This is a genomic window from Microbacterium shaanxiense, from assembly GCF_054779995.1.
In genome coordinates, this window is sequence record NZ_BAAGXE010000002.1 from 872,210 (window position 1) to 895,204 (window position 22,995).

The following is a 22,995-nucleotide window of genomic DNA, read 5'->3' on the forward strand; positions in this document are numbered from 1 at the left end:
GAAGCATGCGGATCGACACCCAGGCGCAGCGCGTCATCTTCAGCGCGAGCGACCTGAAGGCGGCCGCCGAGTGCGAGTTCGCCTGGTCCCGCGCGATCGATGCGAAGCTCGGCAGAGTGCCGGCTGTCGTCGAGCCGGAAGACGCCACGCTCGCCCGCGCGGCGAAGCTCGGTGATCTGCACGAGGTGAAGGTGCTCGAGGCGTACCGCGAGCGTTTCGGTGCGGATGCCGTGCATGAGGTCGCCAAGGTGTCGTCCGCCGATGCGTCTTCGCTCGCGGAGGCGGTCGCGGAGACCGGCGCCGCACTGCGCTCCGACGCGAAGGTGCTGTTCCAGGCGGCGTTCTCGACCGAGGAGTTCGTCGGTTTCGCCGACTTCCTGCTCCGCGAAGACGACGGGTCGTGGCGGGTGCAGGACTCCAAGCTCGCTCGCACCGCGCGCGTCACGGCTCTCATGCAGCTGGCAGCATATGTCGATCAGCTCGATGCGCTGGGTATCCCGCGGTCGGATCGCGTCGACCTCATCCTCGGCGACGGAAGCATCAGCACGCATGCCGTCGACGACCTGCTGCCGCTGTTCCACGTGCGCAGGGCCCGCCTGCGCGCATTGATCGCCGACCGTGACGTCGGGGCAGGGGCGGCCGGCGCTGCGCTCGCCTGGGGTGATGACCGCGGAGACCTGGAGATCGTCGCGTGCGGGCGCTGCGCCACGTGCACCGAGCAGGTCGACGCGCATCGCGATCTGCTCATGGTGGCGCGCATGCGTCCTGTGCAGCGCGCCCGTCTGCGGGCCGGCGGCATCGAGACGATCGACGAGCTCGCCGCGGCCGTCACTGCACCCGTCGGCATGAACGTCGACACCTTCGAGTCGCTTCGCGCCCAGGCGCGGCTGCAGCTGCGTGCCGACGCCGACGACACGCCGACGTTCGACGTCCACCACCCCGGAGCGATCCACACGCTGCCCCGTCCGAGTCGCGGCGACATCTTCTTCGACTTCGAGGGCGACCCGCTCTACACCGAACCTGCCGCCGACGGCCGCGCGCAGTGGGGGATCGACTACCTGTTCGGCTGGGTCGACAACGACGACCAGTACACGCCGCTGTGGGCGCACACCTTCGCCGATGAGAGGATCGCGCTCGAGAAGTTCCTCGACTTCGTCGACGCCCGGCGCGCGGCTCATCCCGACATGCACATCTACCACTACGCGCCGTACGAGACCTCGCATCTCGTCGCGATGGCCGCGCGCTACGGCGTCCGCGAATCCGACGTCGACAGGCTGCTGCGCGAGGGCGTGTTCGTCGACCTCTACCCCCTCGTGCTGCGCACGGTGCGGGTGGGGTCGCGCTCGTACTCGATCAAGAAGCTCGAGCCGCTGTACATGGGCGAAGAGGTGCGCACCAGCGACGTGCAGAAGGGCGACGACTCGATCGTGCAGTACGTGGCCGCCCGCGCGCTCGCCGAAGCGGGGGAGAGCGCCGAGGCCGAGTCGGTCCTCGACGACCTGGCCGACTACAACCGCTACGACTGCGTGTCCACCCGCCGGCTGCGCAATTGGCTGATCGAGATCGCGAGGCAGAAGGGCGTCAGCCCCGCACCGCCCGACGATTCCGAAGAACTCGTGTACGAGCCGTCCCACCGGTCGGTGGCCCTGCTCGCCGATGCCGAACGAGACGTCGACGCCGGTGGCGACGGCGAGGTGCACCGCGTCGCCGCCGCGGCGATCGACTACTACCCGCGAGAGGCCAAGAGCTTCTGGGTGGGGCACTTCCAGCGGCTGCGCGAGCCGGTGTCGATGTGGGATCAGACCCGTGACGTCGTGCGCGTCGATGCGGGTCAGAGCACTCTGCGCCGCGAGTGGAGCGTGGAGGAGGGCCGTCGTGTCTCCTCGCGCGAGATCGAGATCCGAGGCGAGATATCGCCGGGGACCACCCTCGGCGCGGGAGCGAACCCTTTCGTGCTGTACCCGTTCCCCGCACCGTTTGACATCGAGGCCCCGTCGAGGGCCGTGCACGTCGCACGCGCGGTAACGATCATCGAGGTGCTCGACGACGGGTACGTCATCGCCGAGACCGCCGTGGGCGGACAGACCTGGGACGAGTTCCCTGTCGCCCTCACCCCCGCTGCTCCGCCGCGGGTCGTGTCGTTGCAGGGAGCGATCGACGAATGGGCGGATGCCGTGCACGAAGCGGCTCCCTCCTTCCCGGCGGATGCGGCGACCGACATCCTGCGGCGCATCCCGCCGCGCACGCGGTCGGGCGCCGGCCTGCCCGCCGTGGCCGGGGCCGCAGCCGGCGTCGACAGGATCGATGCCATCGTGCGGGGGGTGCTCGAGCTCGACCACAGTTATCTCGCAGTGCAGGGCCCTCCTGGCACGGGCAAGACCTACACCGGATCGCGGGTCATCGCCCGTCTCGTGAACGAGCACGGCTACCGCGTCGGCGTCGTCGCGCAGTCGCACGCGATCATCGAGACGCTGCTCGAACGCATCGTCGCAGACGGCGTCCCGCCCGGGCAGGTCGGCAAGGCGCCCAAGGACAAGGACGGCGATCCGACGTACACCGCGATCCCCAAGACGGGGATGGGGTCGTTCCTCGCCGAGCACCAGGGGCAGGGCGTCGTCGTCGGCGGTACGGCATGGGACTTCAGCAACACGGCCCGCGTCGAGCGGCACGGCCTCGACCTGCTCGTGATCGATGAGGCAGGGCAGTTCTCGCTGGCCTCGACGATCGCCGTCGCGGCAGGCGCGAAGAGCCTGCTGCTGCTCGGCGACCCGCAGCAGCTGCCGCAGGTGAGTCAGGGTGCGCACCCCGAGCCGGTCGACACCTCGGCGCTCGGCTGGGTGATGGACGGCGACGCGGTGATCCGTCCCGAGTACGGCTACTTCCTCGATCGCAGCTGGCGGATGCATCCGTCCGTCGCGGCTCCGGTCTCACGGCTCTCCTACGCCGGCAAACTCGCGTCGGCACCGGGGACCGACCGACGCGCGGTCTCAGGGATCGAGCCGGGGCTCCACGTCATCGCGCTGCGTCATCGCCGCAACGCGACGCAGTCACCCGAGGAAGCCGCCGAAGTCGTACGCATCGTGCGCGATCTGCTCGGGCGCGAGGTCGCCGAGGCGGATGCCGCGCCCCGGCCTCTCACTGAGGCGGACATCATCGTCGTCGCGCCCTACAACGCGCAGAAGCAGCTCGTGATCGACGCCCTGGCCGCCGCGGGACTGACCGGTGTGCCGGTGGGCACGGTCGACAACTTCCAGGGCAAGGAGGCCGTCGTCTCGATCACCACGCTCGCCGCATCCAGCGGCAGAGACGCACCGCGCGGACCGGAGTTCCTGCTGCTGCAGAACCGTCTGAACGTCGCGATCTCGCGCGCCCAGGTCGCGGCATACCTGATCCATTCGCCGGCGCTGCTCGACGATCTGCCCCGCACGCCGGAGGGGGTCGCGCGGATGAGCGCCTTCGCCCGCCTGGTGGGCGCCGACCGGCTGTGATGAGGACCGCGAACGTGACCGACCCAGTAGGCGACCGAGGAAGAACGATGCACACGATCGACGACATCCTGCATGCATCCGCCGGATGGGTGTGGTTCCCGCGCGACAGCGAGCAGCAGAAGGAGCATCTGCAGCTGGTGCGCTATCCACAGCGGTTCGGTGGCGGCGTGCGCGGTTCTCAGGTGCAGTCCGACGCTGATCCCTTCGCCGTGCTCGAGCACGCCGTCGCCCGCACCAGAGCCTGGAGCGAGGCGCAGCTCACATTCTGGACCAACGCGTCGGACCGGCCCGATCTCGAGGACGAGCTGCGCCGTCGCGGCGCGGAGCACGTCGACACGGTCACCGTCTTCGCCGCGGCGATCGACGAACTCGAGATCGTCGTGCCGGACGACGCGACGGCCGAGATCGTCCGGACTCTCGAGCAGGTGCGCGAGGTCGACGGCATCAACGTGCCGGTGTGGAAGCAGTCACCGCTCGACGAGGAGGGGCTGCGGACCGAGCATGATGAGGTCGAGGCGGCGCGTTCCTCGGGAGAGGGCGTCCGGGTGCTGGGCCGTCTCGATGGCGAAGCAGTGAGCACCGGTGGCTGCACGATCGTCGACGGTTTCGCACGGCTGTGGGGTGCCGCCACGCTGGAGCGGGCACGTGGTCGCGGTGCGTACCGGGCCGTCCTGAAGGAGAGGTTGCGAGCGAGCGCTGAGCTCGGTGCGACGAAAGCACTCGTGAAGGGGCGTATCGCGACGTCCGCACCGATCCTGGAGCGGATCGGGTTCAGGAACTTCGGCGACGAGCGCGCCTACCGACTCGACCTCTCGTAGAGGACGCGTGACAACGGATCCGTCGAGCGCGGACCGTGTCACTGCCTGCTGTTACGTTGTCGCCATGACACCGCAACCGATTCATCATTCGCTCAACTACGTCGAGTTGACCGTGACCGACCTCGCTGCGGCGAAGTCCTTCTACACGGACGCGTTCGGCTGGCGTTTCGTCGACTACGGCCCCGAGTACGCCGGCATCGCCGCGGATGATGGTGAGGAGGCCGGTGGCCTTCTGCTCGCGTCCGAGGCGCGTCCGAACGGTGGGCCGCTCGTACTGCTCTACTCCGCCGACCTCGATGCCACAGCGGACGCGGTGGTCAGCGCCGGCGGCACCATCCTGCAGGAGGCGTATGCCTTTCCCGGAGGGCGGCGATTTCATTTCGCCGACCCCAGCGGAAACGAGCTCGGGGTGTGGTCGTCGCAGTGACGGCGGGCGCGCCGTGACTCAGACCGTGCCGTACAGGCGGTCCCCGGCGTCTCCGAGCCCCGGCACGATGTAGCCCTTCTCGTTGAGCCGCTCGTCGAGCGCGCCGAGCACGAGGGTCACATCGCGGTCGCCGACCATCTTCTCGATAGCCTCGACGCCCTCAGGGGTGCCGAGCAGGCAGATCGCCGTGACGTCCTGCGCGCCGCGCTTGAAGAGGAACTCGATCGCGGCACCGAGCGATCCGCCCGTGGCGAGCATCGGGTCGATCGCGAAGCACTGGCGGTCGCTGAGGTCATCGGGAAGGCGCTCGGCGTAGGTCGTCGGTTCGAACGTCGTCTCGTCGCGCACCATGCCGAGGAACCCGACTTCAGCCGTGGGCAGGAGCTTGACCATCCCCTCCAGCATTCCGAGACCGGCGCGCAGGATCGGGACGACGATCGGGCGCGGCTCGGAGATCTTCACCCCCATGGTCGTGGTGACGGGGGTCGTGATCTCGACCGGACTCACCTTGACGTTGCGCGTCGCCTCGTACGCGAGCAGCGTCACGAGCTCCTCCGTCAACTGGCGGAACACCGGCGACGGGGTGCGCACATCGCGCAGCACCGAGAGCTTGTGAGTGATGAGAGGGTGGTCGGCGACGTGAACACGCATGTGTACAGAGTAATGCGCCGAGGGTGCTCGCAACGATGCGGACTGTCAGCCTCGCGTGGCGCAGTGGTGAGGCGGGACGGATGCCGCAATATGCTCGGATCATGCGTGAGGCCGATGACGACGGGATGAGGCGCGCTCTTGCGCTCGCCGCCGAGGCTTCTGCGGCGGGTGAGGTGCCGGTAGGGGCGGTCGTGCTCGACGCGGCCGGACGCATCGTCGCCGTGGGCCGCAACACCCGCGAAGAGACCCATGACCCGACCGGGCATGCGGAGATCGTCGCGTTGCGGCAGGCCGCGGCATCCGTCGGATCCTGGAATCTCGAAGGTCACACTCTCGTCGTCACGCTCGAGCCGTGCGTGATGTGCGCGGGGGCCATCCTGCAGGCGCGGATCGGCCGGGTGGTGTTCGGCGCGTGGGACGACAAGGCGGGGGCGGCGGGTTCCATGTACGACGTCTTGCGCGATCGCAGGCTGCCCTACCGCGCCGAGGTCATCGGCGGTGTGGCGCAGGAGGAGGCGATGACGCTGCTCCGCGATTTCTTCGAACAGCGCCGCTGAGCCTACTGGCCGCCTGGGGGCGCGCCGCGCGGATGTCAGTCCGAGGACTTCAGCACGAACACATCTGTCGGCGGCGTCGGATCGATCGCCGGGCGGTAGACGTCGGGCTCGATGTAGATCACCCTGGCGATGGGCACGACCTCGCGGATCTGCTTCTCGATCTCGTCGATGTCCGCGGCCGCCTCGCGCACGGTCTTGTCCGAGGTGAGCGCGATCTTCGCGGCGACGAGCAGCTCGTCAGGGCCGAGGTACAGGGTCTTCAAGTGGATGAGCTTCTCCACGTCGGGGCCGGAGTTGATCGCGTCCACGATCAGGTCGATGTCGGCCTGGTTGGCGCCCTCGCCGACCAGCAGACTCTTGGTCTCGATGCCGAGGATCACGGCGATCAGCACGAGCAGCATGCCGATCGCAAGGGTGCCGAGTGCGTCGAACACGCTGTTCCCGGTGATGACGGTGAGCCCTACGCCGAGCAGGGCGAACGTGAGGCCGGTGAGCGCGCCGATGTCCTCCAGCAGCACGACGGGCAGCTCCGGCGCTTTCGAATGACGCACGAACGACACCCACGACTGGCCCTTGCCGCGCACGAGGTTGCTCTCCTTGACCGCGGTGCGCAGCGAGAACGACTCCAGCCCGATCGCGATGACGAGCACCACGAGCGGCAGCCACCACCACACCGGGTCGAGCGCGTGCGGGTGGGTCAGCTTGTCCACGCCCTCGTAGATCGCGAACAGGCCGCCGACCGAGAACAGGATGATCGAGACGACGAACGCGTACACGTAGCGCTCGCGACCGTATCCGAACGGATGCTCGCGGTCGGCCGACCGTCTGGCCTTGCGCCCGCCGAGCATGAGCAGCAGCTGATTGCCGGAGTCCGCGACCGAGTGGATCGCCTCCGCGAGCATCGATGCGGAGCCGGACAGGATCCATGCCACGAACTTCGCGATCGCGATGCCCAGGTTCGCCAGGAACGCCGCGACGATCGCCTTGCTGCCACCGGATGCACTCATGGGCCGAGTCTAGTTCGGCCGCACGTGATCCACATGAGCTCCCTCGGCGCTTCCGGACGCCGCGAAATAGGATGTCGACATGGCTGATTCACTCCCGTCCCTCGCGTTCCTCGGTGCCGGTTCGATGGGCGGTGCGATCCTCCATGGTGTGGTCGCATCGGGCATCGACGTCGAAGGCGGAATCGTCGCCACCAACCGCACGTCAGAGAAGGCATCTGCGCTCGCGGGTCTCGATGGGGTCACCTCGATCGCGCTGGATGCGCAGCCTGCGGGGAACACGGATGCTGCGGCGTCAGCCGGCATCGTGATCGTCGGTGTGAAGCCGGCGATGGTCCCCCGCCTCCTCCGCGAGATCGCGCCCGTTCTGCGTGCCGATGCCGTCGTGGTCAGCGTCGCCGCCGGGGTGACGTTGGCGACTTTCGCCGACGGCCTCGGACCGGATGCGCGGGTGATCCGTGCCATGCCGAACACTCCGGCCACCGTGGGCAAGGCCGTCACCGGGCTCGCCGCCGGGGCCGCGGCCTCCGCCGATGACCTCGCCGCGGTGCGTCGTCTGTTCGAACTCGTCGGCGCCGTCGTCGAGGTCCCAGAGGAGCAGATCGACGCCCTCGGCACGATCTCCGGTTCCGGCCCCGCCTATGTCTTCCTGCTCATCGAGGAGCTGACGAAGGCCGCGGTCGACAAGGGGTTCGACGAGACGGATGCCCGTCTGATGGTCGAGCAGACCTTCATCGGCGCCACCGCGCTTCTCGAAGCATCCGGTGAGGACCCTGCCGAACTCAGGCGGCGAGTCACGAGCCCCAAGGGCACGACCGAGCGCGCCATCGCCGTGCTGCAGGATGCGCATCTCGACCGGGTGTTCACCGCGGCGACCGACGCCGCGCTCGCACGATCGAGGGAGCTCGCGGCAGGAGCCTGACCGCGACCGGCGCCGATCACCAGCGTCGTTCGACCTCTTCGACATGTCCTGGAACATCGGCGAACCTGACCACTGAGCCGTCCTCGAGCGTCACCTCGCCCGAGTACGTGCCGTAGCAGGTGTCGCCGCGGCTGAGGATGATCCATCGATTGAACATGTGCCGAACGTGACGTTCGGGAGTGAAGCGCATGCTCACGCGCGGCCCGGTGATGCTCCACGGCGCCAGCCAGTCATCCGTGTCGTACTGCCAGTCGAGGTGATCGCTGACCTTGTGCAGCCGGCCGTCGATGCGAAGCCAGTTCTCGGTCGAGGGGGTCGCATCCGTCCACTTGCCGCCGAGCTGCAGGCCGAGGGTGCGCCCCTGATCGTCCTCGCCTCGGCCCGACCCCCAGTTCCAGAACGTTCGATACGGCCAGCGTCCGCGTCCCCGATCGTGCACTGCCGCGGACGAGCGGCGTTCCACCCGGTGCTCGACGCCGTCGACGATCACGGTTCCTTCGGCGGTGAGGTCGTTGTCCTTCTTCGTGTACTGGAACAGGCGGTCGGTCCACGGGACCAGCACGCCCATGGACTCGTGATCGGGCTCCGCGTGCACCGTGAGATCCACCGAGATCCGCGGTGACTCGGCGTGCAGATGCGTGCCGCGCCCCTGCGGGGTGAGCCTGACGACGACGTCCCGGCGGCGCGCCTGCATCGGGAGACTGTTGCCAGGATCGCGCATGCCGGCGTGTCCAGGCAGCCACGTGTTCCCACCTTGACGGATCTCCGACGTGCCCTCCCTGTCCCAGTACGAGACCGAGACGTTCGCCCGATAGTCGTGGTGGGAGATGTTGAGGGTGATGATCGCGGTCGGCGTGGTGACGGCCCAGTACTCGAAGCGCTTGTTCCTGCCCCATCCGCGCAGGTTGGTGCGGTGGAGCGGCGAGCGCGTCCAGCCCACTGCCTCCGGGTTCAGCCGACCGGACGGCAGACACAGATCCACCGGTTCGGTGATCTCGCGTTCGATGATGCTCTCTCCGCCGCGCAGCACCGGCCGCAATGGAAGTCTCACTGATGTCATCCCTTCGTCGCGCCCTCTGCGAGGCCGCGGATCAACCATTTCTGTACGAGCAGCGCGAGGATCACGACGGGGATGACGGTGATCATCCCCGCCGCGGCGAGAGCGCCCCAGTTGGCGCCGTTCTCGGTGTCGCCCGCCATCCCTGCGATCGCCACGGGGAACGTGGTCGCGTTGCGGTTCGTCAGCACCAGCGCGAACAGGAGCTCCTCCCACGCGAGGATGATGCTGAAGATGAAGGTCGACAGCAGGCCAGGGAGCGAGATCGGGAGGATGATGCGGAAGAACGCCCCCATCCGCGAGCATCCGTCGAGCATCGCCGACTCTTCGAGCTCTTTCGGCAGGGCGAGGAAGAAGCCGCGCATCAGCCACATCACGTAGGGGACGATGAACGAGCAGTACGCGATGATCAGGGTGATGTGCGTATCGGTGATGCCCAGCGATCGCGCGACGAGGAACATCGGCACGGCGAGGGCGATCGGCGGTACTCCGCGCGAGGCGAGGATCAGTGCACCGATGACGCCGGCGCCGCGGATGCGGAGACGGGAGAGCGCGTAGCCGGCCATCGCCCCGGCGATCAGCGACAGCACGGACGCGCCGACCGCGACGATCACGGTGTTGAGCATCTGCCCTGCGAAACCACCGCGGGTGAGCACGTCGACGTACTGCGCGATGGTCGGCTCGAAGATGAAGCTCGGTGGCGAGGAGAAGATGTCGCGCTGCTGCTTGAACGAGGTCAGCAGCATCCAGACGAGCGGCAGCAGGAACAGGAGGCACACGATCACGCCGGACCAGACGCGCGTGCGATGCGCTGTGGCGGTGCGGCGCCGGTGCGAGGTCGCGGGTGGGTTCAGAGCGGTCACAGCCGGTCCTCCAATTTCTTACTGCCCCACAGGAACACGAAGGTGAGCACCATGGTGATGACGAGCACGATGATCGCCATGGCCGAAGAGGTGCTGAACTCGAGCAGCTGGAAGGCCTGGCGGTAGATGTAGAGATTGACGACGTTCGTGGCCTGACCCGGCCCGCCGTTGGTCGTGGCGACGACCACGTCGAACATCTTCACGGCACCCAACCACCGCACGACGAAGGTCGCCGCGATGATGGGCGCGAGCATGGGCAGGCTGATCGACCTCAGCGTCTGCCACCAGTTCGCACCGTCGACGGAGGCCGCTTCGAACACGTCCTTCGGCAGGGCGAGCATGGCGGCTGCGGCGATCAGCACCACGAACGGCACCGAACGCCACGTGTCGATGATGACGATGCTGATCATCGCCATGCCGGCGTCGCCGAACCAGTCGATGGGCTGGACTCCGAAGAGTCCGAGGAACCACGTCACGACTCCCCAGAGAGGATCGAGCATGATCTTCCAGATCCCGCCCGAGACCACGGGGGCGACGACCATCGGGATGAGGAAGAGGGCGCGGACGACGCCGCGCCCTCTCCACTCGGCGTTCAGCAGGAACGCGATCCCGAAGCCGAGCACGATCTGGAGGGGGAGGGCGAGCACCAGGTAGATGCCGGTGACGACGAGCGAGTTGAGGAAGTTGTCGTCGCTGAGCGCGGCCTCGTAGTTGCCAGTGCCCGCCCATTCCGATGGAGCGAAGGTGGCGAGGTCGAAGTCGGAGAAGCTGATCTGGAGGGTGTAGAACAGCGGGTAGGCCAGCACGGCCACCAGGAGGACGATCGCGGGGACCATGAACGTCCACCGGCTGATCACATCCTTCACGACCGCGCCGCGCCTCGTGCGCGACCGGTTCGGCGTCAACGATTCGACCGACATGACCTACTTCTCCAGCAGTTCCTCGATCTCGGAGGCCGCTCTCTCGAGCGCCTCCTCTGCGGTGCGATCGCCCTGCACGGCCGCGCTCGTCTCATTGGCGAGGATCTCCTGGACCGCATTCGAGTCGGGAGAGCGCGGGCGCCACATCTCGCCCTCGGCGGCGACGTCGAAACCGCTCTGGATCGCTGTGTAGACCGGGGCGAGCCACGGCTCGGCGGGCTCCGAAGCCAGCGTCGACTTGCGTGCGGGGAATGATCCCAGGTTCGCGGACGACCACAGCTCGCCCTCCTTCGAGCTCATCCACTGCAGCAACGCCCATGCAGCCTCGGGGTTGTCGCTGTTCTTGAACACCGAACCGCTCCAGACACCTCGATGCGCGCTCGCGCCCTCGGACCCCGCCGGCATCGTCTGGATGCCGACCTGATCGGGCGTCAGCGTCGTCACTGTGGAGTCGACGGCGGCGCTCCGGTAAGCGCTGCCCCAGGTGAAGAGGGTGGCGATCTTGCCCTGGCGGAAAGCATCGAGCGGCTCGTTGTAGTTGTATGTCGACGCACCCGGGGGTGCGTACTCGAGCAGGTCGATCTGCGTCTGCAGCGCGGCCGCGCCCTCCTCGGTGTCGAACGCCGGTTTCATGTCCTCGTCGAAGAGCGCGCCGCCGTTCGAGTTGAACACCGTCTGCCAGAAAGGCGGGGAGAGCACGCCGCGCACCCAGGTGAGACCGACGGCCCACGAATCCACAGTGCCGTCGCCGTCGGTGTCCTGCACGAGCTCGGGGGCCTGCTGCATGTACTGGTCCCACGTGAGCTCGGGCGTGGGCTCGGGCAGGCCGGCCTTCGCATAGAGATCCTTGTTGTAGAGCATCACGAGAAGATTCGAGCGAAGCGGCACGCCGTACTGGCCGCCGTTCCATTCGCTGGAGGCGAGCGGCGCGGCGTTGAAGTCTTCCCAGTCGTAGCCGTCCTCCGTCCACTGCGCGGCGTCCGACTTCAGATCGAGCAGGACACCGGCTTCGGCGAGCTGAGGGGTCCAGGGATCGTCGAGCGTGATGAGGTCGTAGTCCGGGCTGGGGCTCGTGCCGTCGAGCATTCCCTTGGCCAGCAGGCTGTCGTACGGGGTCGAGTCGATGGTCACATCGATGTACGGGTATGCCTTGTTGAATTCCGGTACGAGCTGTGTCTGCCATGTCTCGGCGAACGCGTCGTTGGACATCATCGTGATCTCGACGTGTTCATCGGCGGTGCCGAGTCCTCCGCCGTCGATGGGGGCATCGGATGCGCTTCCTCCGCTGCAGGCGGTGAGCGTGATCGCGAAGGCGCTGACCGACGCTATCGCGATCACGGCCTTGCGGTGGGGGCGTAGAGCACTGCGGTGGGACATCTGAGTCGTCTCCTCGTCATTGAATAGAGCGTCGGCTTCGCCGGGAAGGCGTCGTCGGCGAAGCGTGTCGTCCACTGGCGTTCGCGATCGGGGTGCGGTGGCGTCAGGCGTTCGACAATCTGAATAAACCAGATATCCAGGCGTATTGCAACGTGGAAACAAATATCTCTCCGTCGCGCTGGGAAAACGTGCAGTGCGAGCGCTCCCAGCGTGCAGATGGCCCTTCCGGCCGCATGTTTCCACGTTGCACGAATGTGCGGATCTGCTCGGCGTTCACCGCTGAGCGGCGGTCACACGCCGTCGCTGACGATTCCCGTGGTGGATTCGCGCACGATCAGGCGATGCCCGGCGACGTCCCCGACGGGGGTCGCGGAAGGATCGCCGATCCTGCGCAGAAGTGCCCGAACGCCCAGTTCTGCGATGGCTTCGAGATTGGGGGAGACCGTGGTGAGGGTGGGCATGGAGAATGCGGATTCGGGGATGTCGTCCCAGCCGACTATCGCCACGTCCTCCGGCACGCGGATGCCGTGCTGGCGGAATGCGTAGAGGATCCCGATCGCCAGAAGATCCGTCGCGCACACGATCGCATCGAAGTCCGCGATGCGCCCGATCAGGGACTCTCCGACGACGTGACCCTCCTGTCGCCAGTAGTCGCCCTCGGCCTCGATCGGTGCGGAGGGGGCGCGATCCCGGCCCGCATCGATGACGAGGTCCTGGTCCACATCCAGGCCAGCGGATTCGAGCGCTAGTCGATAGCCGGCGAAGCGCAGATCACCGGTTCCGAGCGTGTCCTGCGGGAAGTAGCCCACGAAGCCGATGCGCCTGCGCCCGAGCGACAGCAGGTGCTCCGTGGCCTCGCGACTCGAGCCGACGTTGTCGACGACGACGTTGTCGACCGCATCGTGCAGCGTGTGCTCGCCGAGAAGCACCAGCGGCGTCGAATCGCGTTCATCCAGGAGCTCGTCGATGGGGAGGGACAGCGGGCTGAAGATGATCCCGTCCGTGCGGATGCTGCCGTAGCCGCGGGCCACGCGACGTTCGCGGTCCGACTGGCCGAGCGTCTCATCGACCATCACGTCGTATCCCTCACGACGGGCCGCGGCGACGACGGCATGGGCGAGGTTCGCGAAGTAGGGGTGCGCGAGCGACGGGATCGCGAGGGTCAGGAGATTGCTGCGCCCGCTTCGAAGCTGGCGCGCGGCCGCCTGCGGGCGATAGCCGAGCTCGGCGATGGCCGCTTCGACCTTCGCCTTCGTCTCAGGGCGCAGATACTTGTGACCGTGGATCACATTCGACACCGTGCGCCACGACACCTGTGCACGAGCGGCGACATCCTTGATCGTGGGTGGACGTTCGCCACGTGAAGCCGGGCTCGAGGTGTCGTCCATCCGGCAATTCTAGGCAGGTGGCACCGGCAGACGAATCCCGCGCGATCGGATCGGCGCGGTGCTGCCGTGGCTCGCGCTCAGCGGTCGAGGCTGGCGAACCGCTCGATGTCGCTGTTGGTGCCGGACACGATGATGAGGTCGTGGTTGGTGACGACCGTGTTCGCCTCCGCGTAGCGGAACGGCTTGCCGGGACTTTTGACCCCGACGACCGTGACCTTGTACTTCGAGCGCACACCGGACTCGTTCAGGCCGACGCCTCTGATGAACTTCGGCGGGTACATCTTGGCCAGCACGAAGTCGTCGTCGAAGCGGATGAAGTCCAGCATCCGGCCGCTCACGAGGTGAGCGACGCGCTCGCCGGCTTCGCGCTCGGGGTAGATGACGTGGTTCGCGCCGACGCGGGCGAGGATCTTGCCGTGCGACTGGGAGACGGCCTTCGCCCAGATCTGCGGCACCTTGAGGTCGACGAGGTTCGCGGTGATCAGCACGGATGCTTCGATGAGCGAACCGACCGCGACGACGGCGACCTGGAAGTCCTGCGCGCCGATCTGCTTGAGCGCATCGATGTTGCGGGCGTCGCCCTGCACCGTGTGCGTGACGCGATCCGACCACTTCTGCACGAGCTCGAGGTTCTCGTCCATCGCGAGCACTTCGCGATCGAGACGGTCGAGCTCGCCGGCGCACGCGGCGCCGAATCGGCCGAGCCCGATCACGAGTACGGGGGCGTCGCCCCGGAGGACTTCAACCAACGATCGGCCTTTCCACGGGCAGCGAGTAGAGCTGCGAACGCGATGTCGCGGCGACCGCCGCGGCGAGAGTCACTGTACCAATTCGTCCCATGAAGATGGTGGCGGCCATCACGTACACCGCGGAGTCCGGCAGCTCGGCGGTGAGACCGGACGAGAGTCCGACGGTGCCGAACGCCGATATGACGTCGAAGAGCACATCGCTGATGGGCGCCTTCGTGATCTGAGCGATGACGATGGTCGACAGCGCGACGATCGTCGCGCCCCACGCGACGACGGACAGCGCGACGCGCTGCACGTCGCTGGGGATCCGGCGACCGAACGCCTCGACGGACTGGCGACCGCGTGCCTCCGACCACACGGCGATCGCGAGCACGGCGAGAGTGGTGACCTTGATGCCTCCTGCCGTGGACGCCGATCCGCCGCCGACGAACATCAGCATGGACGCGGCGAGCATGGAGGAGCCGTTGAGATCCGAGATCTCGATGACACTGAACCCGCCGGAGCGTGTCATGGCGGAGAGGAAGAACGCCTGGAACGTCGTGTCGCCGGCATCCATCGAGCCGAACGTGCGCGGGTTGTTGTACTCGAGGATGAGGAAGACGGCCGCGCCGAGGACGAACAGGATCGCGGTGGTGATGAGCGTGAGCTTGCTGTGCAGCGACCAGCGCTTCACGTGCCAGTGATGCTTGGCCAGTGTGTAGATGACCGGGAAGCCGATGCTGCCGAGGAAGACGCTGATCATGAGGACCGTCAGCACGAAGTAGTCGTCGGCGAACTCCGCGACGCCACCGGCATTCGGCGTGAAGCCCGTGTTCGTGAAGGACATGGCCGCGTAGTACGGGGCCTCCCACAGGGCGGCGAGCGGGGGGATGCCTGCCATCACGAGCCCGGGGTAGAGCAGCAGAGCGACGACGAGCTCGATGAGCAGCAGCGAGAACGCGACCGTCTTCAGCAGCTGCCCGACCTCTCCGAGGCGCACGGTCTGGCCCTCGTTGACCACGCCGCCGTGCGCGCGCAACGGGTTGCTGTCTCCCGCGGCGAGCAGCTTGGCGCGCAGCCCGAGCTTCTTCGAGATGACCAGTCCGAGCACGGAGGCGAGCGTGAGCACGCCCATGCCACCGATGTTCACGCCGAGGAAGATGACCACGTGTCCGAACGGCGACCAGTGCGCGGCCATGTCCACTGTCGCGAGGCCCGTGACGCAGATCGTCGAGACTGCGGTGAACAGCGCGTCGCTGATCGGCGTCCTGGTGCCGCTCGCCGACGCGATCGGCAGTGCGAGCAGTGCGGTGAACAACAGGATCAGGGCCGCGAAGATGAGGATCGCGAAGCGGGACGGCGACGACGTGATGATGTGGCGGGCGAATCGCCAGAAATCGCGTGCGCGCGTGCGCGGGGATGTCGATGACCCGATACTCGACATCGCCGCCCTCCCTGGGAGCATTCCGTGTTCGTCCGCCGGAGACATTCCGACGAGCCTTCGTCATGGTACTCCGCGCGTGGGACGACTACCCTGATCTCATGACCGACATCTTCGACGTGATCGCAGACGGCACGAGGCGAGACATCCTCCAGCTCCTCCTGCGACGGGCGGCAGACGGGGATGCCGGGACCAGCGTCTCGCAGATCGTCAGCGAGCTCGGCATCAGCCAGCCCACGGTCTCGAAGCATCTGAAGGTGCTGCGCGAGGCCGAGCTGGTCAGCGTTCGCGAAGACGGCCAGCGCCGGCTGTACAGCATCGAGGTCGAGCCGCTCGAGGTCGTCGACGACTGGCTCGTGCCGTTCCTGGTGGACGCGTTCGGCGACGACGCCCCCGGCGTCGACGTGTCGTTCGTGCCGCTGCCCGACGGCGCCGCGCACGCGGCCGAGGTGTTCGGCCGCGCCGCGGCATCCGCGAAGCACGTCGTGACCACCGCGTTCAAACGGCGAGGCGCCTGAGCACGTTCCGCGTGATGCCGGGCAGGCGATGCGTCATCGGCGTCCGGCCTTCCTGCGGAACAGCCATGCTCCCCAGGCCGTCGCGACCGCGAGGATGACGAGGCACCACCCGACGGCCCACCATGGTTCGGCCTCCAGTGGAGCGTTCATCAGCAGGCCGCGGATGGTCTCGACGATGGGCGTGATCGGGAGTCCGGAGGCGACCGGCTGGAGCCAGTCGGGCATGCTGGTGATCGGCACGAACGCGCTGGAGAGGTACGGCAGGAACAGCAGGATGAATCCGTAGCCGTTGGCACCTTCGGGCGAACCGGCCGCGAGCCCGATCGCGGCGAACAGATACGTGATCGCAAGGATGTACAGCGCGATCAGCGCCGCCAGCCCGATCCATTCCGCGAAGTTCGCGGTGGGACGGAACCCGACCAGCACGCCGACGCCGATGACGATCGCGGTGGCGACGAGGTTGCGCAGCAGGCTGGCCACGACATGTCCGGTGAGGACCGCCCCGGCGCGCAGGGGCATGGTGCGGAACCTGTCGATGATCCCGGTGCGCATGTCATTGGCGACGTACACCGCGGTCGACGAGGCACCGAAACCCGCACAGGTGAGGATGATGCCGGGGACGACGTAGTCGACGTATGCACCGCTGGGATCGATGGCGCCGCCGAACACCCAGGTGAACATCAGCATGAGCATCACCGGAAGCAGCACGGCCATGAGCAGCGATTCGCCGTCGCGCAGCGAGTGCCGAAGACTCCGGCCGACGAACACGGCTTCGGCCTGGATGCCGCGCAGGCGCGGTCGGGCGGACGGAGGAGCGGATGCCGCGGCTGCGGCGAGTGCGGTGGTCATGCGTTCTCCTTCAAGGATCGTGCGTCGGATGAGGTGAGGGCGAGGAAGACGTCGTCGAGCGTCGGACGTCGCAGGGAGACGATGCCGGCGGCGCCCTGCTCGTCGAGCAGGTCGAGCGCTCTTCTCAGATCGCTGACGGTGCCGTCGGTCGCGATCTGCCTCAGCAGTTCGCCGTTCTCGTCGTGGAGTTCGACGGTGTCGCCGCCCACGCGCGCCTTCAGCTCGGCGGCCGTTCCGAGAGCGGCGATGCGGCCGTCGTGCAGCACGGCGATGCGATCGGCCAGCTGGTCGGCCTCTTCGAGGTACTGCGTCGTGAGGAACACGGTCGTGCCCGCGTTCGCGAGCGTGCGGATCATGTCCCAGAGGTCTCGACGACTGCGGGTGTCGAGACCGGTCGTCGGCTCGTCGAGGAAGAGCACTTCCGGGGTCACGACGAAGCTCAGAGCCAGGTCGAGACGGCGTCGCATCCCGCCGGAGAAGGTGCGGACCAGGCGGGACGCGGCATCCGTCAGTCCGAACTGCGCGATGAGCTCGGCGGCGCGTCGGCGGGCTTCGGTGCGGCCGAGACCGGCCAGGCGCGCGAACATCACGACGTTCTCGGTCGCGTTGAGGGCGTCGTCCACCGCGGCGGACTGGCCGGTGAGGCTGATCCTGCGCTGCACCTGGACCGCCTCGGTCGCGACGTCGAAGCCGCTCACGGTGACGGTGCCGGCGTCGGCGTGCACGAGCGTGGTGAGGATGTTGATGATCGTGGTCTTTCCGGCGCCGTTCGGGCCGAGGAGGGCGAACACCTCTCCGGGTGCGACGGTGATGTCGAGTGAGTCGAGTACGAGCTGCTTCCCGAACCTCTTCTCCAGGCCGCGCACTTCGATGGCTGGTCTTGTCGTCATCAGTGATCCTTTCTGTGTAGGGGGCAAACTGTGTATGTCGCATACTGCTGCGTATGACCATAACACACTGTTTATTCAATAAACAGAAGTAGGATGGCGGCATGAGTGACGTCGAGCCACCGGAGCTGCCGCGAGGGATTGCACTCGCCTGGGGTGTGGCGGCGAATCCGCAGCGTGGCCCCAAGCGCGAGATGAGCGTCGAGAAGATCGTCGACGCGGCGGTGGAGTTGGCCGATGCCGAGGGCATCGGTGCCGTGTCCATGGCGGCGGTGGCGGCCAGGCTCGGCTTCACGCCGATGTCGCTGTACCGGTACGTCACCGCGAAGGACGATCTGCTGCTGCTCATGCAGGAGCAGGCGACGGGCCTGCCCCCGGAGGAGTATCGCGCTCAGGACGGGTGGCGGGCGAAGCTCCGCACGCTGTTCGAGGCGCAGGTGGTCGTCTACCTCAGCCATCCGTGGATGCTGTCGTTGCCGATCACCGGATCGCCGATCACGCCCAACAGCTCTGCGTGGATCGACGCCGGTCTCGACGCGCTGGGTGACACGCCGCTCACCGACGCCGAACGGCTCGCGGTCGCACTGTCGGTCACGGGGGAGGCCCGCTGGTACGGGATCGTGTCGGCCGGCTACACCGAGCAGTCGCGTACGAGCGGATTGTCCGCGACGGAGGTCTCGGCGCAGGAGGCTGCACTGTTCGACCGGGTGATCACGGCGGAGGAGTATCCTGCGCTTCGCCGGGCGATCGATGCGGGAGTCTTCACTGCCGAAGACGATCCGTTCCGATTCGCCATGGAGCGCATCTTCGACGGCGTCGAGGCGTACATCGCCGGGTTGGATCGCGGCGGAGCGCACGCGCCGGATGTCGAATGGATCGGCGTCGAGTCCGCCGAGGTCGCCGGAGACAAGAAGCTCAGGGAAGCACGCAAGGAAGTCCGTACTGCGGAGAAGGCGCTCCGCGACGCGCGGAAGATCGAGCGGATCGTGCTGCGCGATGCCCATGATCGCGTCGCCAAGGCGCGACGGCGCGACTGAGCGGTGCCTGCGCGCACTGACGATGCACAGGAATCCCACAGGTCACATCGGCCACACGGGTTTACATGCGTCGCACGTTCGCCATAGAGTGTGCTTCAGCAGAAAGGGGTACAGGGGATGCCCGAAGTTCCAGACGTCCGGTTCCTTACGGTTGCCGAAGTCGCCGAGATCATGCGCGTGTCGAAGATGACCGTCTATCGCCTCGTGCACTCCGGCGAGCTGCCCGCGATCCGGTTCGGTCGCAGTTACCGCGTGCCGGAGTCGGCGGTGAGCGACGCTTTGCAGCGGCCCATCGCTGACGTCGGCTGACCCCGTCCGCCTGGGTGACCGGCGAGTGCCTGCTGGTTTGCTAGACTGACCCGAGGCATTTTTTCCGTGCCCGTACCCGGGCGTCCGACTTCGTGCGACGCCCAGCCACTGACGTAGTGAGGTTTCCGTGGGTTCTGTCATCAAGAAGCGCCGCAAGCGCATGGCGAAGAAGAAGCATCGTAAGCTGCTTCGCAAGACTCGCCACCAGCGCCGCAACAAGAAGTAAGCGGCCTAGACACGAGCGCCTGTCTTCGGACGGGCGCTTTGTGTCTGTGCCCTCGGCACCTCCGGATCAGGCCTCGAGTCCCAGGGAGAATCCATGAAGTCGATCACCATCGCCGAACTCGCCTCCCGCGAGAGCACGCCGCTCATCGACGTGCGCGAGAAGGACGAGTTCGCGGCCGGGCACGTGCCCGGTGCCGTGAACATCCCGATGTCCGAACTGGGCGGTCGCCTGGATGAGCTTCCCTCCGGGTCGTTCGACGTCATCTGCCAGGCCGGTGGCCGCTCGGCGAGAGTCGTGCAGGCGCTCGAAGCGCAGGGCCACGACGCCACGAACGTCGAGGGCGGCACCGGCGAGTGGATCGCCACCGGGCATCCGGTCGAGGTTCCGTCGGCGTGACGACGGTCACCGTCATCGGCAGGGCAGGGTGTCATCTCTGCCCGACGGCGCTCGAGATCGTAGAGACGGTCGTCGCCGAACTGCCGGATGAGATCGGCGACCGCATCGAGATCGTCGAGCGCTCGATCGAGGACGACCCCGCCCTGTATGAACTGTGGTGGGAGAAGATCCCCGTCGTGCTCATCGACGACGAACTGCACGCGCACTGGCGGGTCTCCGCCGATCGGCTGCGCCGGAAACTGGAGGAGATCTGATGCTCAGGCATGTCGTCACCTGGAAGCTCGCGAGCGAGGACCCCGTCGAACGGGCGGAGCAGGCCGCCGAGGTCGCTCGTCGCCTGAACGCGCTGGACGGCGTCGTGCCGCAACTGCGCTCGATCTCGGCGGGCGCCAACTCGGTGTATCCGGACGCGAACTGGGACGTGACGCTCATCGCTGATTTCGACTCGGTCGAGGCGCTGGAGCAGTATCAGGTGCATCCAGCGCATGAAGAGGTCGTCGCCTTCGTCCGATCCGTCGTCTCCTCCCGGGTCGCGGTCGATTTCGAGGTCTGACGGTTCGAGCTCGGGCGACGCGTCTGCGGAGTGAAACGCAAACGTAATCTCCCGAGCCCGTACTTGCGGACGCCCCCGTGTCAAGATGATGTGCATACCTGTTCGTGGGCGTGTTCGCCCCAGTCTCCCTGGAGCGGTCATGCCCCGTCGTCGTAATCTCACCTTCGGTATCGCGCTCGCCGCGACCGCCGCACTCGCTCTGTCCGGCTGCGCCACCGGTGGAGGCGACGCGGGCGGCGGCGAGACGCCTGCGGGTGACGACTACGGTCTCACCGAAGCCGGAACGCTGACGGTCTGCTCCGACATCCCTTACGCGCCCTTCGAGTTCGAAGGCGGCGACAACGGCACCGGCTACACCGGTTTCGACATCGACCTGCTCGACGCGATCGCGAAGAAGCTCGACCTCAAGCTGTCTGTGCAGGACGTCGGCTTCGACGCCCTGCAGTCCGGCACCACGCTCGCTGCGGGCACGTGCGACATCGGAGCATCCGCCATGACCATCACGGAAGAGCGCGAGGCGAACCTCGACTTCTCCGACCCGTACTACGACTCGCTGCAGTCGCTCCTGGTGCGCACCGACTCCGGCATCGAGTCGATCGACGACCTGTCGGGCCGCAACGTGGGCGTGCAGCAGGGCACCACCGGTGAGACCTATGCCTCGGAGAACGCCGAGGGAGCCGAGCTCGTGCAGTACCCCTCCGACGGCGAGCTGTGGCCCGCGATGCAGGCCGGGCAGATCGACGCGATCCTCCAGGACCAGCCGGTGAACCTCGAGCACGAGAAGGCCGACTCCGCGTACAAGATCGTCGAGGAGTACAACACCGACGAGCAGTACGGATTCGCCTTCGCCAAGGGCGAGAAGGAAGAACTGCGCGAGGCGATCAACGGAGCGCTGCAGGAGCTTCGCGACAGCGGCGACTACCAGACGATCTACGACAACTACTTCACCGCAGAGTAGTCGGCAGGGCGAGCAGGACAGGGGTCCTTGACGATGGCGTTGAGGCGCACGACCAAGAGCAAGCTCTACCGATACATCGTCTACGCGGTGCTGATCGCAGTCGTCGTCTGGCTGGCCGTCAGCACCGACTGGGCCCGGATCGCGACGCTGTACTTCAATCCGGAGATCGCGGCGAAGATGCTCCCGGGCATCATCACGACCGCACTCGTGAACACGCTGTGGTTCACGGCGGTGGCCTTCGTCGGAGGCCTGCTGCTCGGTATCGTGCTGGCATTGCTCAAACTGTCGAGCATCGGGCCTTTCCGGTGGATCGCCACGGCGTGGATCGAGCTGTTCCGCGGGCTCCCCGCGATTCTGACGATCTTCGCCATCGCGTTCATCCTGCCGATCGGGTTGGGCGTGCCCGGAACCAAGCTCGGCGGTCCGGTGGTTCTCGGGCTGATCGGTCTCATCCTGGTCGCCTCCGCCTATATGGCCGAGACGATCCGTGCCGGAATCCAGGCCGTGCCGAAGGGGCAGACGGAAGCCGCCCGTTCGCTGGGCATGTCTCCGATGAAGACGACCTTCTGGATCGTGGTGCCGCAGGGCTTCCGCATCATCATCCCGCCGCTGACGAACGAGTTCGTACTGCTGCTGAAGGACACCTCGCTGCTGTTCGTGGCCGGCACCTTCATCTGGTCGAAGGAGCTCACCAACTTCGCCCGCGACGCGAGTACCCAGAATGCGAACGGAACACCGCTGATCATGGCGGCGATCCTGTACCTGATCGTGACGATCCCGCTCACGCGCTTCAGCGCGTGGCTGGAACGACGGATGGCGAGGCAGCGATGACCACCGACCTGATCGATGTCCACGCTCCGGCGATCGACATCCAGGGGCTCGTCAAGAGCTTCGGCGACAACGAGGTGCTCAAGGGCATCGACTTGACCGTCGCGGCGGGCGAGGTCGTGTGCGTGATCGGGCCGTCCGGGTCAGGGAAATCGACCCTGTTGCGCTCGGTGAACCTGCTCGAAGAGCCCACGGGCGGGAAGGTGCTGGTCGAGGGGATCGACATCACCGATCCCGACATCGACATCGATCGGGTGCGCACCCGCATCGGCATGGTGTTCCAGAGCTTCAACCTGTTCCCGCACCTCGATGTCATGGGCAACCTGATGATCGCCCAGCAGCGCGTGAAGAAGCGCTCGAAGGCCGAGGCGGAGCGGGTCGCGCGCGAGATGCTCGGCAGAGTGGGACTCAGCGAGAAGGCAGATGCCTACCCGGGGCACCTGTCGGGCGGTCAGCAGCAGCGCGTCGCGATCGCGAGGGCGCTGTGCATGAACCCCGACATGATGCTCTTCGACGAGCCGACTTCCGCACTCGATCCCGAGCTGGTCGGCGAGGTGCTGCAGGTGATGCGCACGCTGGCCGACGAGGGCATGACGATGCTCGTCGTGACCCACGAGATGGGCTTCGCACGCGAAGTCGGGTCCCGTCTGATCTTCATGGACGGCGGAGTGATCGTCGAAGAGGGAGACCCGCGCGAGGTGCTCGCGAACCCGCAGCATCCGCGCACGCAGGACTTCCTCGCCCGCGTGCTCTGACACCTACGGGCGCCACGCCGTCTGCTACCGCTACACAG

Annotated in this window: 26 protein-coding genes; 15 read left to right on the forward strand and 11 right to left on the reverse strand. The window is 67.0% G+C overall.

Annotation, left to right across the window (positions count from 1 at the left end; genetic code table 11):
• Positions 1 to 5 precede the first annotated feature (5 nt).
• The 3 genes from ACYVG2_RS09185 to ACYVG2_RS09195 all read left to right on the forward strand — a co-directional run bounded on the left by ACYVG2_RS09185 (position 6) and on the right by ACYVG2_RS09195 (position 4,733).
• Positions 6 to 3,488, forward strand: a complete 3,483-nt coding sequence (locus ACYVG2_RS09185; RefSeq protein WP_460780684.1) for a TM0106 family RecB-like putative nuclease — start codon at positions 6 to 8, stop codon at positions 3,486 to 3,488.
• Positions 3,489 to 3,535: 47 nt separating this feature from the next.
• Positions 3,536 to 4,306, forward strand: coding sequence for a GNAT family N-acetyltransferase (locus tag ACYVG2_RS09190; RefSeq protein WP_460780685.1), 771 nt, complete (start codon positions 3,536 to 3,538; stop codon positions 4,304 to 4,306).
• A 64-nt stretch (positions 4,307 to 4,370) separates the two neighbouring features.
• The gene (locus tag ACYVG2_RS09195; protein WP_460780686.1) at positions 4,371 to 4,733 is read left to right on the forward strand and encodes a VOC family protein; all 363 of its coding nucleotides are present in this window, start codon (positions 4,371 to 4,373) and stop codon (positions 4,731 to 4,733) included.
• Positions 4,734 to 4,751: 18 nt separating this feature from the next.
• Here ACYVG2_RS09195 and upp read toward each other — a convergent pair whose 3' ends face one another.
• The gene (upp, locus tag ACYVG2_RS09200; RefSeq protein WP_426185074.1) at positions 4,752 to 5,384 is read right to left on the reverse strand and encodes a uracil phosphoribosyltransferase; all 633 of its coding nucleotides are present in this window, start codon (positions 5,382 to 5,384) and stop codon (positions 4,752 to 4,754) included.
• Positions 5,385 to 5,485: 101 nt separating this feature from the next.
• Here upp and tadA point away from each other — a divergent pair, with 101 nt between their 5' ends.
• A complete protein-coding gene (gene tadA / locus ACYVG2_RS09205; protein ID WP_460780687.1) occupies positions 5,486 to 5,941 on the forward strand; it encodes a tRNA adenosine(34) deaminase TadA in 456 nt (151 codons plus the stop codon).
• 35 nt (positions 5,942 to 5,976) lie between these two features.
• Here the strand turns inward: tadA and ACYVG2_RS09210 are convergent, their stop codons facing one another.
• Positions 5,977 to 6,948: a cation diffusion facilitator family transporter gene (locus ACYVG2_RS09210; RefSeq protein ID WP_460780688.1), complete on the reverse strand. Its 972-nt coding sequence runs from the start codon at positions 6,946 to 6,948 to the stop codon at positions 5,977 to 5,979.
• Between the two features lie 79 nt (positions 6,949 to 7,027).
• Here ACYVG2_RS09210 and proC point away from each other — a divergent pair, with 79 nt between their 5' ends.
• Positions 7,028 to 7,867 (forward strand): pyrroline-5-carboxylate reductase, encoded by an 840-nt coding sequence (gene proC, locus ACYVG2_RS09215; protein WP_460780689.1) that lies wholly within the window; start codon positions 7,028 to 7,030, stop codon positions 7,865 to 7,867.
• Between the two features lie 16 nt (positions 7,868 to 7,883).
• Here the strand turns inward: proC and ACYVG2_RS09220 are convergent, their stop codons facing one another.
• From ACYVG2_RS09220 to ACYVG2_RS09250, 7 genes are all read right to left on the reverse strand, one after another.
• Positions 7,884 to 8,918 carry a DUF2804 domain-containing protein gene (locus tag ACYVG2_RS09220; protein WP_460780690.1) on the reverse strand — a complete coding sequence of 345 codons (1,035 nt, stop codon included), beginning with the start codon at positions 8,916 to 8,918 and terminating at the stop codon, positions 7,884 to 7,886.
• 5 nt (positions 8,919 to 8,923) lie between these two features.
• On the reverse strand, positions 8,924 to 9,787 hold the full coding sequence (locus ACYVG2_RS09225; RefSeq protein WP_448966330.1) for a carbohydrate ABC transporter permease: 864 nt from the start codon (positions 9,785 to 9,787) through the stop codon (positions 8,924 to 8,926).
• The gene (locus tag ACYVG2_RS09230) at positions 9,784 to 10,707 is read right to left on the reverse strand and encodes a carbohydrate ABC transporter permease (protein ID WP_460780691.1); all 924 of its coding nucleotides are present in this window, start codon (positions 10,705 to 10,707) and stop codon (positions 9,784 to 9,786) included. Before ACYVG2_RS09230 ends, ACYVG2_RS09225 begins: the two co-directional genes overlap by 4 nt.
• 3 nt (positions 10,708 to 10,710) lie before the next feature.
• Positions 10,711 to 12,084 carry an ABC transporter substrate-binding protein gene (locus ACYVG2_RS09235; RefSeq protein WP_460780692.1) on the reverse strand — a complete coding sequence of 458 codons (1,374 nt, stop codon included), beginning with the start codon at positions 12,082 to 12,084 and terminating at the stop codon, positions 10,711 to 10,713.
• Between the two features lie 290 nt (positions 12,085 to 12,374).
• Positions 12,375 to 13,472, reverse strand: coding sequence for a LacI family DNA-binding transcriptional regulator (locus ACYVG2_RS09240; protein WP_460780693.1), 1,098 nt, complete (start codon positions 13,470 to 13,472; stop codon positions 12,375 to 12,377).
• Positions 13,473 to 13,549: 77 nt separating this feature from the next.
• Positions 13,550 to 14,221, reverse strand: a complete 672-nt coding sequence (locus ACYVG2_RS09245) for a potassium channel family protein (protein WP_188437730.1) — start codon at positions 14,219 to 14,221, stop codon at positions 13,550 to 13,552.
• Positions 14,214 to 15,644, reverse strand: coding sequence for a TrkH family potassium uptake protein (locus ACYVG2_RS09250; protein ID WP_460780694.1), 1,431 nt, complete (start codon positions 15,642 to 15,644; stop codon positions 14,214 to 14,216). The genes ACYVG2_RS09245 and ACYVG2_RS09250 overlap by 8 nt, the downstream gene beginning before the upstream one ends.
• A gap of 98 nt (positions 15,645 to 15,742) precedes the next feature.
• On the opposite strand from ACYVG2_RS09250, the gene ACYVG2_RS09255 reads away from it, so the two are divergent.
• The gene (locus tag ACYVG2_RS09255) at positions 15,743 to 16,159 is read left to right on the forward strand and encodes an ArsR/SmtB family transcription factor (RefSeq protein WP_448966324.1); all 417 of its coding nucleotides are present in this window, start codon (positions 15,743 to 15,745) and stop codon (positions 16,157 to 16,159) included.
• A gap of 33 nt (positions 16,160 to 16,192) precedes the next feature.
• On the opposite strand, the gene ACYVG2_RS09260 is transcribed toward ACYVG2_RS09255, so the two are convergent.
• A complete protein-coding gene (locus tag ACYVG2_RS09260) occupies positions 16,193 to 17,008 on the reverse strand; it encodes an ABC transporter permease (protein ID WP_448966323.1) in 816 nt (271 codons plus the stop codon).
• Positions 17,005 to 17,898: an ATP-binding cassette domain-containing protein gene (locus ACYVG2_RS09265; protein WP_460780695.1), complete on the reverse strand. Its 894-nt coding sequence runs from the start codon at positions 17,896 to 17,898 to the stop codon at positions 17,005 to 17,007. The genes ACYVG2_RS09260 and ACYVG2_RS09265 overlap by 4 nt, the downstream gene beginning before the upstream one ends.
• Positions 17,899 to 17,999: 101 nt before the next feature.
• On the opposite strand from ACYVG2_RS09265, the gene ACYVG2_RS09270 reads away from it, so the two are divergent.
• The 9 genes from ACYVG2_RS09270 to ACYVG2_RS09310 all read left to right on the forward strand — a co-directional run bounded on the left by ACYVG2_RS09270 (position 18,000) and on the right by ACYVG2_RS09310 (position 22,957).
• A complete protein-coding gene (locus ACYVG2_RS09270) occupies positions 18,000 to 18,932 on the forward strand; it encodes a TetR/AcrR family transcriptional regulator (protein ID WP_460780696.1) in 933 nt (310 codons plus the stop codon).
• Between the two features lie 117 nt (positions 18,933 to 19,049).
• Positions 19,050 to 19,241 (forward strand): helix-turn-helix domain-containing protein, encoded by a 192-nt coding sequence (locus ACYVG2_RS09275; protein ID WP_448966320.1) that lies wholly within the window; start codon positions 19,050 to 19,052, stop codon positions 19,239 to 19,241.
• 127 nt (positions 19,242 to 19,368) lie between these two features.
• The gene (locus ACYVG2_RS09280) at positions 19,369 to 19,467 is read left to right on the forward strand and encodes a 30S ribosomal protein bS22 (RefSeq protein WP_003792170.1); all 99 of its coding nucleotides are present in this window, start codon (positions 19,369 to 19,371) and stop codon (positions 19,465 to 19,467) included.
• Positions 19,468 to 19,560: 93 nt separating this feature from the next.
• Positions 19,561 to 19,863 (forward strand): rhodanese-like domain-containing protein, encoded by a 303-nt coding sequence (locus ACYVG2_RS09285; RefSeq protein WP_366232656.1) that lies wholly within the window; start codon positions 19,561 to 19,563, stop codon positions 19,861 to 19,863.
• On the forward strand, positions 19,860 to 20,117 hold the full coding sequence (locus ACYVG2_RS09290; RefSeq protein ID WP_366232657.1) for a glutaredoxin family protein: 258 nt from the start codon (positions 19,860 to 19,862) through the stop codon (positions 20,115 to 20,117). Before ACYVG2_RS09285 ends, ACYVG2_RS09290 begins: the two co-directional genes overlap by 4 nt.
• A complete protein-coding gene (locus tag ACYVG2_RS09295; protein WP_460780697.1) occupies positions 20,117 to 20,416 on the forward strand; it encodes a Dabb family protein in 300 nt (99 codons plus the stop codon). The genes ACYVG2_RS09290 and ACYVG2_RS09295 overlap by 1 nt, the downstream gene beginning before the upstream one ends.
• Positions 20,417 to 20,555: 139 nt before the next feature.
• A complete protein-coding gene (locus tag ACYVG2_RS09300; RefSeq protein WP_460780698.1) occupies positions 20,556 to 21,374 on the forward strand; it encodes a basic amino acid ABC transporter substrate-binding protein in 819 nt (272 codons plus the stop codon).
• Positions 21,375 to 21,407: 33 nt separating this feature from the next.
• A complete protein-coding gene (locus tag ACYVG2_RS09305) occupies positions 21,408 to 22,205 on the forward strand; it encodes an amino acid ABC transporter permease (RefSeq protein WP_448967247.1) in 798 nt (265 codons plus the stop codon).
• A complete protein-coding gene (locus tag ACYVG2_RS09310; protein WP_460780699.1) occupies positions 22,202 to 22,957 on the forward strand; it encodes an amino acid ABC transporter ATP-binding protein in 756 nt (251 codons plus the stop codon). Before ACYVG2_RS09305 ends, ACYVG2_RS09310 begins: the two co-directional genes overlap by 4 nt.
• Positions 22,958 to 22,995 lie beyond the last annotated feature (38 nt).

Excerpts from the sequence above, each read along its gene's own strand:
- ACYVG2_RS09270 (WP_460780696.1), top strand. The coding sequence starts at position 18,000 with ATGAGTGACGTCGAGCCACCGGAGCTGCCGCGAGGGATTGCACTCGCC.
- ACYVG2_RS09310 (WP_460780699.1), top strand. The coding sequence starts at position 22,202 with ATGACCACCGACCTGATCGATGTCCACGCTCCGGCGATCGACATCCAG.
- ACYVG2_RS09295 (WP_460780697.1), top strand. The coding sequence starts at position 20,117 with ATGCTCAGGCATGTCGTCACCTGGAAGCTCGCGAGCGAGGACCCCGTC.
- ACYVG2_RS09195 (WP_460780686.1), top strand. The coding sequence starts at position 4,371 with ATGACACCGCAACCGATTCATCATTCGCTCAACTACGTCGAGTTGACC.
- ACYVG2_RS09235 (WP_460780692.1), bottom strand. The coding sequence starts at position 12,084 with ATGTCCCACCGCAGTGCTCTACGCCCCCACCGCAAGGCCGTGATCGCG.
- ACYVG2_RS09250 (WP_460780694.1), bottom strand. The coding sequence starts at position 15,644 with ATGTCGAGTATCGGGTCATCGACATCCCCGCGCACGCGCGCACGCGAT.
- ACYVG2_RS09305 (WP_448967247.1), top strand. The coding sequence starts at position 21,408 with ATGGCGTTGAGGCGCACGACCAAGAGCAAGCTCTACCGATACATCGTC.
- ACYVG2_RS09265 (WP_460780695.1), bottom strand. The coding sequence starts at position 17,898 with ATGACGACAAGACCAGCCATCGAAGTGCGCGGCCTGGAGAAGAGGTTC.
- ACYVG2_RS09285 (WP_366232656.1), top strand. The coding sequence starts at position 19,561 with ATGAAGTCGATCACCATCGCCGAACTCGCCTCCCGCGAGAGCACGCCG.
- ACYVG2_RS09185 (WP_460780684.1), top strand. The coding sequence starts at position 6 with ATGCGGATCGACACCCAGGCGCAGCGCGTCATCTTCAGCGCGAGCGAC.
- ACYVG2_RS09255 (WP_448966324.1), top strand. The coding sequence starts at position 15,743 with ATGACCGACATCTTCGACGTGATCGCAGACGGCACGAGGCGAGACATC.
- ACYVG2_RS09190 (WP_460780685.1), top strand. The coding sequence starts at position 3,536 with ATGCACACGATCGACGACATCCTGCATGCATCCGCCGGATGGGTGTGG.
- ACYVG2_RS09210 (WP_460780688.1), bottom strand. The coding sequence starts at position 6,948 with ATGAGTGCATCCGGTGGCAGCAAGGCGATCGTCGCGGCGTTCCTGGCG.
- upp (WP_426185074.1), bottom strand. The coding sequence starts at position 5,384 with ATGCGTGTTCACGTCGCCGACCACCCTCTCATCACTCACAAGCTCTCG.
- ACYVG2_RS09240 (WP_460780693.1), bottom strand. The coding sequence starts at position 13,472 with ATGGACGACACCTCGAGCCCGGCTTCACGTGGCGAACGTCCACCCACG.
- ACYVG2_RS09300 (WP_460780698.1), top strand. The coding sequence starts at position 20,556 with ATGCCCCGTCGTCGTAATCTCACCTTCGGTATCGCGCTCGCCGCGACC.
- ACYVG2_RS09230 (WP_460780691.1), bottom strand. The coding sequence starts at position 10,707 with ATGTCGGTCGAATCGTTGACGCCGAACCGGTCGCGCACGAGGCGCGGC.
- ACYVG2_RS09260 (WP_448966323.1), bottom strand. The coding sequence starts at position 17,008 with ATGACCACCGCACTCGCCGCAGCCGCGGCATCCGCTCCTCCGTCCGCC.
- tadA (WP_460780687.1), top strand. The coding sequence starts at position 5,486 with ATGCGTGAGGCCGATGACGACGGGATGAGGCGCGCTCTTGCGCTCGCC.
- proC (WP_460780689.1), top strand. The coding sequence starts at position 7,028 with ATGGCTGATTCACTCCCGTCCCTCGCGTTCCTCGGTGCCGGTTCGATG.
- ACYVG2_RS09275 (WP_448966320.1), top strand. The coding sequence starts at position 19,050 with ATGCCCGAAGTTCCAGACGTCCGGTTCCTTACGGTTGCCGAAGTCGCC.